The organism is Paenibacillus sp. EKM10P (genome assembly GCF_011800655.1).
Taxonomy (GTDB): domain Bacteria; phylum Bacillota; class Bacilli; order Paenibacillales; family Paenibacillaceae; genus Paenibacillus; species Paenibacillus polymyxa.
Genome location: NZ_JAALET010000001.1, coordinates 962,775 through 975,682 on the forward strand (window position 1 = coordinate 962,775; position 12,908 = coordinate 975,682).

At 44.4% G+C, this 12,908-nt stretch carries 13 protein-coding genes and 1 other annotated feature; of the genes, 10 read left to right on the plus strand and 3 right to left on the minus strand.

Translation table 11 applies throughout. From position 1 onward, the window contains the following. Window positions 1–56: 56 nt before the first annotated feature. Window positions 57–1,292 (minus strand): MFS transporter, encoded by a 1,236-nt coding sequence (locus tag HFE01_RS04465; protein WP_107734296.1) that lies wholly within the window; start codon window positions 1,290–1,292, stop codon window positions 57–59. Between the two features lie 194 nt (window positions 1,293–1,486). Here HFE01_RS04465 and HFE01_RS04470 point away from each other — a divergent pair, with 194 nt between their 5' ends. From HFE01_RS04470 to HFE01_RS04485, 4 genes are all read left to right on the plus strand, one after another. After that, on the plus strand, window positions 1,487–2,074 hold the full coding sequence (locus tag HFE01_RS04470) for a TetR/AcrR family transcriptional regulator (RefSeq protein WP_102997844.1): 588 nt from the start codon (window positions 1,487–1,489) through the stop codon (window positions 2,072–2,074). Between the two features lie 22 nt (window positions 2,075–2,096). After that, complete coding sequence (locus HFE01_RS04475; protein ID WP_016819160.1) at window positions 2,097–2,489, plus strand: hypothetical protein; 393 nt, start codon at window positions 2,097–2,099, stop codon at window positions 2,487–2,489. A 32-nt stretch (window positions 2,490–2,521) separates the two neighbouring features. Beyond that, window positions 2,522–3,073, plus strand: coding sequence for an O-acetyl-ADP-ribose deacetylase (locus HFE01_RS04480; RefSeq protein WP_019686933.1), 552 nt, complete (start codon window positions 2,522–2,524; stop codon window positions 3,071–3,073). A gap of 84 nt (window positions 3,074–3,157) precedes the next feature. Then, on the plus strand, window positions 3,158–3,631 hold the full coding sequence (locus HFE01_RS04485; protein ID WP_016819162.1) for an NUDIX hydrolase: 474 nt from the start codon (window positions 3,158–3,160) through the stop codon (window positions 3,629–3,631). Window positions 3,632–3,678: 47 nt separating this feature from the next. Here the strand turns inward: HFE01_RS04485 and HFE01_RS04490 are convergent, their stop codons facing one another. After that, window positions 3,679–4,863: an aminotransferase class I/II-fold pyridoxal phosphate-dependent enzyme gene (locus tag HFE01_RS04490; RefSeq protein ID WP_016819163.1), complete on the minus strand. Its 1,185-nt coding sequence runs from the start codon at window positions 4,861–4,863 to the stop codon at window positions 3,679–3,681. A gap of 42 nt (window positions 4,864–4,905) precedes the next feature. After that, window positions 4,906–5,144 (minus strand) — a binding site (T-box leader). A 190-nt stretch (window positions 5,145–5,334) separates the two neighbouring features. Here HFE01_RS04490 and HFE01_RS04495 point away from each other — a divergent pair. Further along, window positions 5,335–5,943 carry a DUF1349 domain-containing protein gene (locus HFE01_RS04495; RefSeq protein ID WP_017425810.1) on the plus strand — a complete coding sequence of 203 codons (609 nt, stop codon included), beginning with the start codon at window positions 5,335–5,337 and terminating at the stop codon, window positions 5,941–5,943. Window positions 5,944–6,033: 90 nt separating this feature from the next. After that, window positions 6,034–6,735 carry a DUF1361 domain-containing protein gene (locus HFE01_RS04500; RefSeq protein WP_107734295.1) on the plus strand — a complete coding sequence of 234 codons (702 nt, stop codon included), beginning with the start codon at window positions 6,034–6,036 and terminating at the stop codon, window positions 6,733–6,735. Between the two features lie 61 nt (window positions 6,736–6,796). On the opposite strand, the gene HFE01_RS04505 is transcribed toward HFE01_RS04500, so the two are convergent. After that, window positions 6,797–7,726: an ArsR/SmtB family transcription factor gene (locus HFE01_RS04505; RefSeq protein WP_017425808.1), complete on the minus strand. Its 930-nt coding sequence runs from the start codon at window positions 7,724–7,726 to the stop codon at window positions 6,797–6,799. 510 nt (window positions 7,727–8,236) lie between these two features. Here HFE01_RS04505 and HFE01_RS04510 point away from each other — a divergent pair. From HFE01_RS04510 to HFE01_RS04525, 4 genes are all read left to right on the plus strand, one after another. Further along, window positions 8,237–9,580 (plus strand): ABC transporter substrate-binding protein, encoded by a 1,344-nt coding sequence (locus HFE01_RS04510; protein WP_025364595.1) that lies wholly within the window; start codon window positions 8,237–8,239, stop codon window positions 9,578–9,580. Between the two features lie 92 nt (window positions 9,581–9,672). Next, entirely contained in the window at window positions 9,673–10,563 is an 891-nt protein-coding gene (locus HFE01_RS04515) for a carbohydrate ABC transporter permease (protein ID WP_013370548.1), read from the plus strand. 27 nt (window positions 10,564–10,590) lie between these two features. Next, entirely contained in the window at window positions 10,591–11,433 is an 843-nt protein-coding gene (locus HFE01_RS04520; RefSeq protein WP_025364596.1) for a carbohydrate ABC transporter permease, read from the plus strand. Window positions 11,434–11,519: 86 nt separating this feature from the next. Beyond that, window positions 11,520–12,905 (plus strand): arabinan endo-1,5-alpha-L-arabinosidase, encoded by a 1,386-nt coding sequence (locus HFE01_RS04525; RefSeq protein ID WP_107734294.1) that lies wholly within the window; start codon window positions 11,520–11,522, stop codon window positions 12,903–12,905. Window positions 12,906–12,908: the final 3 nt, after the last annotated feature.

The window sequence follows — 12,908 nt, forward strand, 5'->3', positions numbered from 1 at the left end:
GGCCGTTGTTGAGGCCCAGGAGGTTTTTCGTTGATCCCATCCATATGGATGTACCATCAAGTTGAACGTCGAGTCATCGCCCAAAAAATGAGAGCCAGAGCACTGACACCCGCCCCCAATAGGCAAACTCCGTTCCACCCAGCATAGGTATACATGTGAGTGGAGGTAATGGCTCCAGTGGCGCTACCGATGGAATAAAAGATCATGTAGCCTGCGGTAAGTCGGCTCCGTGCTTCAGGGCGAACGTTGAAAATCAAGCTCTGGTTAGTGACATGTACAGCCTGTACGGCCAAATCCAAAAGAATGACACCAAGAGTTAAAGCGAATAGAGAATGCTCGGTGTAGCGTATAGGTAGCCAGGACAGCAGCAATACAACTAGTGCGATACCTGTCGTTCGTTGTCCCAAGCCTTGATCAGCAAGTCGCCCTGCTTGGGCTGCTGCTAATGCTCCGGCGACTCCAGCCAGGCCGAAGGCCCCAATTGCAGTGTGTGAAAGAGACAATGGGGGAGCACTAAGAGGTAATACAAGCGAAGTCCATAATATGCTAAACGCTGTGAAAATGAGCAGCGCAAGGACAGCACGAATACGCAGAATTCGTTCTTGGACGAACAGTGCGATAACCGAGCGAAGCAACTGCCCATAGGAAAGTGTGGCGCTTGTGGGTTCGTTCTTTGGGAGTACTCGCAATAGAGCCACAGCCATAAACAGCGTAAGTATAGCAGAAATAAGGTAAACTGAACGCCAGCCTGCCAGATCAGTTAATACACCGGCAACGGTTCGTGCGAGTAAAATGCCGATAACGACTCCGCTGGTTACCAGTCCTACGACCTGCCCGCGTTCAGTCGGATGAGCCAAGGTCGAGGCGAATGCCACGAGTGTTTGAGTCACTACAGCCAGCAGCCCAACCATTGCCATGCCCATAAGCAGTATTGTACGGGTAGGGGCAAAGCTAACCAGGATTAATGCCAGCACAGATAGCAGCATCTGTCCTGTAATCAGGCGCCGCCTGTTCAAGAGATCGCCAAGCGGGACGAGTAGCAGCAGTCCTAACGCATAACAAATTTGCGTGACGGTAATAACGATACCGACCGATGAGTGTGTAATGCCAAACTCGTGCGCCAGCGCATCCAGTAATGGCTGTGCATAGTAAATGTTAGCGACAGCCAGCCCGCAGGCTATGGCAAACAAGAGCGCCACAGACCGGGATAGGACCGGAATGGGAGCTATTTCGGCAGTGCTGGCTACCGTTTGATGGGGGAGCAGTATCGCCTTTTCTTCTGACGTCTTCATTTTCACATACCACGTCGCTTTCTGTGATTTACATACCGATCAGTATAACATACCGATCGGTATGTAATAATTTTAGGTCAATATAACTCTCGTAAATAAGGATTGTCAAGAGTTTAACCCGTACAATTTGACAGCCGCTTCTGAAGGTCATACAATCTTAATATACTGAACGATACAAAAAGAAGGGGTTAAATATGGTTCGACCACGAGAATTTGATGAAGATCAAGCGTTGGATGCAGCGATGCAAGTTTTTTGGGAAAAGGGATTCGAGGCCACGTCTTTAAGTGATTTGACCTCCCGTATGGGAATACAACGCCCCAGCATATATGCTGCCTTTGGGGATAAAAAGCAATTATTCGAAGCTGCGCTGCGTAAATATACGCAATCTCATGCAGCTTGTGTAAGGGCTAAACTGCAAAATAGTTCATCTGTAAAAGATGCATTTTACAATTTTTTTGGGGGAGTGGTGGCGGAAGAGTACGAGAAGGAGTCTAACAAGGGATGTTTTTGCATCAATACAATGGTAGAGTTAGCCCCTCATGATGAGAGGTTTGAGATTTTAACTAGAGAACATCAGATGTATCTTTCTGCTGTCTTTCAGGCGACCCTCGAACGTGGTATTCAATCTGGGGAGCTTGAGGTGACTATGGATGCACGAGCTTTGGCACATACTTTAGTCTCTTTGTTAATCGGGATAACTGTGATGATGAAGTCACGCCCAGCGCGTTCTTTTGTGGATCATGCGGTTGCGACCGCACTTATGTTGCTGGATGGAAAATAATTTATGACAGGAGAACATTTGGATGCCACACATAAAAGCTATTCAAACACCGCTTGGTGAATTGCATGGACGGGATGCGGTCTATTTGGATCAGGTTCATATGAATTATGTAAAAAAAGAGCTGGTTTTGAAGGGAGAGATTAATGGGAGTTTAGCGCCGGAAGCAGTAGACGATTTTGTACCCTATGAGCTCATATTTACAGGAGTCTATTACTTTAATATGATTGAACTGGATGTGGCTCTAGACATGTCTGAGCAGAAGTATGCGCAAGGTAGCAGTTTTGACGAGCTTACAGATACGCCAATATTAGCGACAATAGCTAGTGCACGGGGGAAAAATCTAAGACACTTTCTGTTGAAAACCTATGACGATATATTAGAAATCGCTTGTAGAGACTATAAGATGACTATATAACAAAGCTGGTTTTTAGAAGAGAAGGAGGATCAATGGATACCCAAATTGAACGATTTAACGTGATCATACGTGTGGTGCAAGGGGATATTACCCGTTGTAAGGCGGATATTATCGTCAATGCAGCAAATACAAGCTTGCTGGGTGGCGGTGGTGTAGATGGTGCGATTCATAGAGCTGGTGGTCCGGCTATATTGGAGGATTGTGTCCGTATCAGAAACAAACAAGGGGGATGTCCGGTAGGAGGCGCGGTTTATACGACGGCTGGCAAGCTGGATGCCCAATATGTTGTTCATACGGTCGGCCCAGTCTGGAATGGTGGCGACCATCAGGAAGAAGAACTATTGGCGACATGCTACCGTCATACACTGCAATTGGCTCTAGAATTGAATGCAAGCAGCATTGCTTTTCCCAATATCAGCACAGGCATCTACCGATTCCCAAAAGAAAAGGCGGCCGAGATTGCTATACAGGAAGTGACATGTTTTGTACAGGAACATGCTGGGTTGAATGAGATTATTTTTGTTTGTTTTGATGCGGAAAATGCTCAGTTATATAGCCGTAAGCTACAGTCACCTAAAGATTAATTTTTTAGTATACATACTTAAGCTCCTCATTTACCTTAATCCAACGAATGAGTTGATGTAAGAGTGCTCAACTGGAGGTGTGTTATGCTGGCTAAGCTGGTAAATAAGATCCCGCGGGATTGGCTTGTATTCATGTATAAGCATACGCCGTTTACTCGATTGAAAAATGCTTTGGTGTACCGGGCACAACATAAATTTTTAATTGCTGTGCTGGGCATTTTCACGAATGAGGCCGGGGAAGTGCTGCTATTAAAGCACGTATACCGGAAGCAGCCGTGGGGGATTCCCGGCGGCTGGATGGAGCTAGAGCAGCCGGAAATTGCCCTGCGGCGCGAAGTCCGGGAAGAAACCGGGCTGGAGGTAGAGATCACCTCATTGGCGCAAGCCCAGTTTGGCCAGTTGCCGAACCGTGTGGATCTTATTTTTACAGGCCGGGTGATCCCGGGTACCTTTCGACCAAGCGCTGAAATCTCCGACATTTGTTATTGCCGCGTAGGGGAATGGCCGGAAGGTTTGCCAACACACCAGAAAAAGCTTATTCAGAAGTTGCTGAAGTAAATGTTCACCCCATGCTCATGTTCAGTCCATGTTATGGAAAATCGGGTTTACAGGCGTTTCAGGAATACGCTGATGCGTTCCAGAGCCATTTCCAACTGTTCACGCGATGACGCATACGAGCAGCGGATAAAACCTTCGCCGCCTGGGCCGAATGCAGAACCGGGAACCGTAATAACTCCTTCTTCTTCCAACAGTCGCTTGGCAAACTGTTCTGAGCTTAACCCTGTGTGCACAATGGAAGGAAAAGCATAGAAGGTACCGTTTGGTTCATGACATGGAAGTCCTGTCTGACATAGGCCGGCAACGAACCATTTTCGACGTTGATTATAGGACTCCATCATACGATCTTTCTCCTCTAGCCCGTTGCGCAGGGATTCAATCGCGGCAATTTGCCCGATAATAGGAGCGCACATGGCTGTATACTGATGGATTTTCAGCATGGCTGAAATCAATTCTTTCGGACCGCATACATAGCCTACCCTCCAGCCTGTCATGGCAAATGCTTTGGAAAAGCCGCTGATGAGCAGGGTGCGTTCTTTCATTCCTGGCAGAGAAGCGAAACTTACATGCTGCTGTCCATAGGTCAATTCAGCATAAATTTCGTCCGATATGACAATAAGATTATGCTCCTCAACCAGACGGGCAATGGGTAGCCAATCCTCATAGGTCATCACCCCGCCTGTCGGGTTGTTCGGATAACAGAGAATAAGCACTTTGGATCGTGGAGTCAGCTTGGATTTGAGCGCCTCAGCTGTCAGCTTAAACTGCTGGTCGGCAGACGTTTCAACCGTTACGGTATGTCCTCCGTTCAAAAATGTGATAGGCGAATACGAAATATAACAGGGTGCTGGTATGAGTATTTCATCGTGTGTTGTGATGAGGGCGCGTAGCGCCAAATCCAATGCTTCACTGCTGCCAACAGTGACCATGATTTCATCTGCCGGGTTATAGGATGTACTGAAGCTGCTCTCCAGATATCCGGCAATTTCCTCGCGAAGCTCAGGGAGACCTGCATTGGGTGTGTATGAGGTTTTACCATTTTCCAGTGCTGTGATACAGGCCTTTCTCACATGTTGAGGGGTTATAAAATCCGGTTCACCGACACCAAGCGATACGATATCTTTTCTGCCTGCACTATATTCAAAAAACCGACGGATACCTGAAGGCGGCATTTCCCGTACAGCCGGAGTCAAAAAATCAGTTATAGATACTGCTGTCGATACATTTGTCATGTTGATTCCTCCTTATTGAAAAACAAAAAAACCCGCCCCTGTAAAAGGGACGAGTTTATACCCGTGTTACCACCCTAGTTTCATTCCATAGGAAATGACACTCTGTTCACGTATCCATCAATACGTGTTCCGGTTAACGCTGGAAAGGCGGCAGAGCTTACTTCAGGTTCAGCCCGCTTCTCAGAGATGGCGTTCAGCTACCCTCGGAATGTTGGCTTTCACCTGCCCCAACTCTCTGCAAATCCGCTGTATAGCTTACTCGTTCTCGTCATTGAAATTTGTTACCGTATCAATTTAGGTGTAATTATAAGCACAACATTTCAGAATAGCAAGTCTTTTTTTATAATTCTGGAAGACAGAAGCATCATCATTGACGACTGGAAGATTACGTATATAGTGGTATCATGGGGAATTCTGCCCCAAAATTTCACTGTGTTAAGACTATATTGGCTAGAGAGGGATGGTGTCCATATGAATGTATTTGAAGGCTTTAACGAAAAGGTTTTGCCTCAAGGATGGAGGTGGATCAACGAACCAACTGTATGGAGCTTCGATGAATCCAAGGCTTTACAAGTCTCTGCACCTTCACAGGCAGATTTTTTTAGAGATCCGTCCGGCGCAGTTATCAAATCGTCCGCTCCTTTTTTGCATACCACCCTACATGGAGATTTTACAATCTGGACGAGGGTTCGTGTCGATATGAAGCAGCCCTATGATTCAGGATGTTTGATGGTGATGGCGGATGATACTCATTGGGCTAAGGTATGCTTTGAATACTTTGAGAATACCCCCTCGATCCTTAGTGTGGTCACACGGGATACATCCGATGATTGTATATCGGGGGCGATGGATGCTTCTAATCCATATTTGCGAGTAACACGAGCTGGAAATTGCTTTGCCTTTCATTATTCCTCGGATGGTCAACATTGGAAACTGGCCAGATATTTTGGCATGAATGTTCCCAGCCAGCTAAAAGTTGGGGTTGTTGCACAGTCTCCGGTAGGGGCGGGGTGTAATGTTACCTTTGATACTTTGACGATAACAGATCATGTGTTCGAGGATATACGAAACGTGGAATAAATAAAAGCCCTCTTTCTAAATGTGAAAGCGCTATAAGAGAGAACTGAAGAGACGTAAATACGCGTTCTTAGGTAGGAGGTAGATGGAAGTTTGCTGTTAAGAAAGAAGGGTTACAAGCTGCCCGGTTTGTTGGGGGTGATGCTTGTAGCTACGTTGGGCTGTTTCGGACTCATTATGTATCTACAGTCCACAAGCGGGACGAGAATATATCAATTTCTGTACTGGGATATATTCCTGGCATGGGTTCCGGTGTTTATTTCATTGTTCATGGTGGCGTTATTCAGATTGCGAAATGCAAAAGTAAGAAATATTCTTTTATTTTTCGCCGCATGGGTATGGTTGTTTTTTCTGCCGAATGCTCTTTATTTAGTGACCGAACTACTACATGCATTCCGTTTGTACGATGTGAATCCTGGTACGCGTTTTTGGTTGAATACTCAATTTTGGCTAATCTTATTTACGTTCTTTTCAGCTGCTGGAATTGGTCTTTTTCTTACATCCCTTTGTGTATTGATGATCCACCGTATGTTGAGGAAGATTTGTTCAGGTTGGCTTGCATGGGCTGTAGTTTTTGTGATGTTATGGCTGGCCAGCATAGGTGTGTATATAGGCAGATTTGCCCGCTGGAATAGCTGGGATGTGTTGCTGCAACCGCTGGTGCTTTTTGCGGATCTTTGGAGATGGGCAGTACATGCAGGGGAGAAGCTTCATTTGCTGTCCTTTAGCTGGCTGGTGTTTGGGATGGCAATCATCTTTTATCTATTTATTTATATCTCTTTAAGTGAAGATTAGGATTTAGGCCGAGGACATGTATTCAATGAATACATGTCCTCGGCCTTTTATCTGTGGCGAATTAGGAGTTGGAGTTATCTTCTTCGTGTACATCGTAAAGCACGCGCACAAGCAAATCTTGGCCGAAATTTCCGAATCTTTTACCAAAAATAGTGAGTCCTCCTTTGTTTTGCGATTGATCAGATACGGATAAACGCAGTGTAATATCGCTTTTGTAATCAAGTCCAATATCGTCTATGGTGACTTCTGATATACGGCACCCGTCAATGAAGCTTCCATGCTGGTTGATGCGAATTAATTTCAGCATGCCGTATTGATTCAAGTGTGGGGGCCACCAATCAGGATTGAGGACCCCGGGAACAGCTCCAAAATCGCCTGGGCTCGTCCAGTGACCGATGGCAATACCATTTATATGAAAACAAATATCAGACGGATAGTCCTCACAATAACACGGTGCTTCTGATCCCAGCTCTGCGGAAAATTGAATTTCGGTAAAGGATTGATTCGCTTTCAAGTAGTTAGGAATGCGGTATTCCAGAAAGCCTTCTGCCATCCAGATCATTTCAGAGTCCAGTCGCGCGGGATCTGCAAAATAGCGAGGATCATCAAAATCGCCGATAATGCTATCTTTGGTCACTAATCCACAAGTAGGAACCGCCTGGTAGTTACTATAATGACCGATGCGAATTTCTACCTCATACACATTTTTTTGTTCTCTGCTGCGCAGATCTACCATTAGCTTTTCCTTATTTAAATAGCACATTTTTCGGGTCCCGTGTTTACCGCTTACCGTATTGATTTCCACAAGCCCGCATTCTTCCAGTTTGCGAATATGCATCGTAATGGTGCCATTGCTCAAATTCAGCTTGCTCGCAATATCATTCATACTTTGTCCTTGAACAGCAAGTAACTCAAGAATTTGAATGCGAATTTCCGAGCCCAGTGCTTTGAAAATATCTAACCCCGACATTAAGTCCTTAATATAAATCATAGCTATAGCCCATCCTTATCTATAAAAAATGTAATGTAAGCGCTTATATTTTTACTTTGATTTATGTTAAAATAAAATCATAAAGAAGTAAACTGCTTTTCTGTAAATATTTTTTACTAAAAGAAGAAGAGAGGAAATGGTGTTCTAAAATAAAGCCTTTTTTATAAAATACATCGTATTTAAGTTTTGTAATTAGTATTAATTGCAAAAATATACTTAAAAACGATTTGATTTTGCTTTTTAAGTTACTCCAATCTATGTTTTATAATTATTTAAAAAGATTGAAAAATGCATTGACGAACCGTAGAATGGCGTGCTATATTTTATTTGTAAACGAATTCATTATTGATAAAGGTAAATGTTAATTATATGGTGCATGAGAGGGATGATAATCACAGCGGCAATCAACAACGGGTTGTGTACCGCACAGTTAAAGATTAGGCCGAGTGGTATGAAGTTATTTTAACACTTAATGTATGCGGTTTCATTTTAATTTTAGGAGGGGTCGCGTTGACAAAGAAAAAAGGTTTTGCACTAACAATGGTTGTTCTGTTGTTGATGGTTGCTGCACTGGCAGGCTGTAGTGGAGGAAGTTCCAGTAGCGATGGAAGCAAGGAATTGACTTTCATGTTCCGTGGAGGAACGGATGAGCAGAAGGCTTATAAGGATGTTATCAAGAAATTTGAAGAAGAACATCCTGGTGTAAAGGTTAAAATGGTCGTGACGGCAGCAGACCAATATGCTACAAAGCTTAGAGCTGCAATTACAGGTAACAATCTTCCAGATATCTTCTATTATGCCCCTGGAGATTTGAAAGCTTATGTTAACAGTGGGGTGTTGAAGGATCTGACACCTTATATTGAGAAGAGCAAGGATATAAATCTGGATAACATTTGGAAATACGGTGTAGATTTGTATCGCTATGACGGTAAAATGGCTGGTCAAGGAAATATTTACGGTATGCCGAAGGACTTGGGTCCATTCGCCTTGGGTTATAACAAAACCATGTTTGAAAAAGCAGGTGTTCCATTGCCTGACAAAGACAAACCGTATACATGGGAGGAGTTCATCAAGGTTAACCAAGAGCTGACCAAAGATACTAACGGGGACGGCAAGCCAGATCAATACGGAACAGGCTTTAACGTTCAGTGGGCATTGCAAGCCTTTGTATGGAGTAATGGCGCTGATTGGCTGGATGAGAGCAAAACCAAAGTAACGATTGACGATCCGAAATTTGCGGAAGCGCTTCAGTTCTTTGCTGATATGCAAAACAAATATAAAATTACACCTGGCATTGAACAATCACAAACATTGGACACATATCAACGCTGGATGAAAGGCGAAATGGCGTTCTTCCCAGTAGGGCCTTGGGATATGAGTACATTTGAAAAACTGCCATTCGAATATGATTTGTTGCCTTTCCCAACAGGATCGACTGGCAAACCGGCAACATGGATTGGTTCTCTGGGTATCGGTGTTTCCTCTAAAACAAAATATCCAGATGAAGCTGTAGAATTGGTTAACTATCTGACTACTTCCAAAGAAGGCATGAAGCAGCTCGTAGATGCCAAGGTACAGATTCCGAATCTGCTGGATATGGCTGATGAGTGGGTCAAAGATACAAAAACCAAGCCTAACAACAAACAAGAATTTATTGATATCGTAAAAGACTATGGACGTGCATTACCAGGTAACTATACGTATAACGCAGAATGGTACGATATTTTCTTCACAGATATCCAACCTGTGCTGGATGGCAAAATTACGGCAGCAGATTATGTGAAGCAAGAACAACCGAAGATGCAGAAACTGCTGGATAAAGCGGTGGAGCAAGAGAAAAAATCACAGAAATAATGCGTAAATAGAGGGAAAAGGATGATGTTAGTGGCTGAATATCATGCTGCTAACATCATCTTCATTCCAAATCAGAAACAGAGGTGAGCCCTGTGATAACCAAATCTAATCTCTACCGCAAAGAGAAGATATATGGATACTTATTTATTCTTCCGCCTATTCTCGGTCTGCTAATCTTTACGTTGTTCCCGTTTGTCTATTCGTTATACGGCTCTTTTACAGACTGGGACGGATTGGGACAAATGAACTTTATTGGGTTCGACAATTTTAAGGATTTATTTAGCGATGAACTCTTTTACAAATCGATGTACAATACTCTTTTCTTAATGTTGGGTATTCCAATTGGTCTGGTACTAGCTTTACTACTGGCACTGGGACTGAATCGCAAGATTCCAGGTACGACAACATTTCGTGTGATCTATTATATTCCGGTCATTTCTTCGTTGGCTGCCGTTTCTATTATGTGGAACTGGGCCTACAACGGAGATTATGGTTTGGTGAACCAATTCCTTGAATTGTTCGGTATTAAGGGACCTAACTGGCTGATGGATAAGGACACAGTCAAGCCGGCCCTGATTCTCATGACTGTATGGAAAGGTCTCGGATATACAATGTTGCTATATCTGGCTGCGCTGCAAAGCGTATCTCGCTCTTATTATGAAGCAGCAGAGCTGGACGGAGCTAGCGGATTCCAAATGTTCCGCAATATTACATGGCCAATGGTGAAACCAGTAACCTTCTTCCTGGTCGTTACCAACATTATTGGTGGTTCGCAAATCTTTACTGAAATGAACATTATGACACCTACAGGGGGTCCGGAATACTCATCCGCCTCAATTGTCTTCTATATTTGGGATAAGGCATTCAAAAACCTGCAAATGGGATATGCCTCCGCGATGGCTATGATTCTCGGCATCTTCATTTTTATCGTAACTTTGATTCAATTTAAAATGAATGAAAAATCATCCTTTGATGGGGATTGATTTTCGCGGAAAGGAGTGAGGCTGATTATGTCCCATAGTCAAAAAACGAAAGTTACCAATATCATTATCTTTGTTGTACTGGCGATTGGAGCGATTGCGATGATCGCACCGTTGCTTTGGATGTTGTCCACTTCGGTAAAAGAAAAGCAGGATGTCTTTGCACTCCCACCAGTATGGATACCAGAGGTGTTTCAGTTTGGTAAGTACAAGGAAATTTGGGAAGCAGGTCCTCTGTTAAGCGGGATCAAGAACAGCGTAATTGTGGCTGTAAGTGTCACGGTTGTGGGTACTTTCACATCTAGTGTAGCCGCTTTTGCATTCGCAAAGCTGAGATTCCCTCATAAAAATAAACTGTTTTTGGCACTCATCGCATCCATGATGATTCCTTACCCAACAGTTATGATTCCACAGTTTATGATGTTCTCCAAACTTGGCTGGATAGATACGCTGTTGCCTCTGATCGTTCCCGGCTTGTTCGGTAATGTAGTCATGATCTTTTTCTTGCGGCAGTATTTGCTCAGTGTACCGGATGCTATTATCGAAGCTGCTAAAATTGACGGAAGCTCTTATTTCCGACTTTATTCATCGATTACGTTTCCGCTCATTAAGCCAGCAGTTGCGGCACAGCTAATTTTATGGTTTATGGGAATTTGGAACGATTACTTGGCACCGATTATTTACTTGAATTCACCAGAAACGCAGACATTGCAGCTGGTTATCGCGAATTTTAATGCGACTTACGCCATTCAGACGGACTATCCGCTTATTATGGCAGCTTCCATAATAGCCTTGTTACCTGTGTTGATTATATTCCTAATCTTCCAGAAACAAATTATTGAGTCGGTTGCCATTTCTGGTGTCAAGGGTTAATTGAAACTTGCACTTGGACAATTCGGATGAATGATGTAACGCAGTCACCCTATGTACTGAGTAAAGGAAGGAGGAGAATTACAGTTATGGTTATGCTGCTAATGCTGGGTCTATCCGGCTGTGGGGATAACACTCCGGACCCTGTATATCCGCAGGCTCCGCCTCCTGATCACTTGTATGATCAAAGTACGATAGACGATGAACAGCGCTGGACTATTAACAATGCTCATGACCCAGCGATTATCAAAACTGATCAGGGATATTATGTCTATTCGACGGATGTAAAGACAGGTGGAGAATTGAGGCCGGGTGTTATGGTGCGCAAATCGACCGACCTGATTCACTGGAGCTGGGTTCAATATGCTTTACCCGGCATTCCAAAGGAAGCGGGGGCATGGTCATCAGCAACGAATCTGTGGGCCCCGGACATTATAAAGATGGGCGATACCTATCGAATGTATTATTCTGCTTCCACATTTGGCAGCACACGATCAGCTATTGGGTTGCAGACATCCAACTCCCCGGAAGGTCCTTGGAAGGATGAGGGACTGGTTATTAAAACGGATGAGCATGACAAGCTGAATGCAATTGATGCTAATCCAGTATTGGATGCCGATGGAAATCCATGGATGGTATACGGATCCTTTTTCGGCGGGATTTATGTCACACCGCTTGATCCGCAGACTGGAAAGCTCAAGGAATCTGGCTATGGTAAAAATATCGCTGCCAGAGATCGGGCAACCGAGGACGGAGCTGTGGAAGGACCGTACATTGTGTACAATCCTGTGTTCCGTAAATACTACTTGTTCGTCTCGTATGATTCTTTATTCGAGGACTACAATGTTCGCGTAGCCCGCTCGGATTCTATCACAGGTCCGTACGTGGATATAAATGGACATGATATGGCGGATACCAGTTATTTGCCTCAATATGAGATTGGGAACAAGGTGCTGGGTGGTTATCGTTTCAGCGAAGGAGAAGGCTGGGTTGCGCCAGGTCATAATTCCGTGCTGAAGGACGGAGACGATTACTACATTGTTCATCATGCGCGGGGAGAAACGGATAAGAGCTGGCCTTACTTGCATGTGCGCAAAATATTATGGACGGCTGATGGTTGGCCTGTCGTATCGCCGGAGCGGTATGCGGGCGAAAAGGAGCAGGATATACCCAAAAGGTTATTATCCGGCAACTGGGAGCGCATCGTGATAAGGCAAGAAGTAGACGGTCAGGTGGAAGCTGAACCGCTTCGTCTGGAAGCTGGAGGGCGGGCAACCAGTGGTTCTCTGGAAGGTCACTGGAGTTTTGATGGTAGACGTACGCTAACAATGGATTGGAGCAATGCGTCCGAAGGGGCAAAGGAGGAATTGCTATTGCTTCCTTCATGGGACTGGGAGCTCGGTCGTCATACTCTAATTTTCACGGGTATGAATGAAAAAGGAATTTCCATCTGGGGAAAACGTATCACCGATTAATCA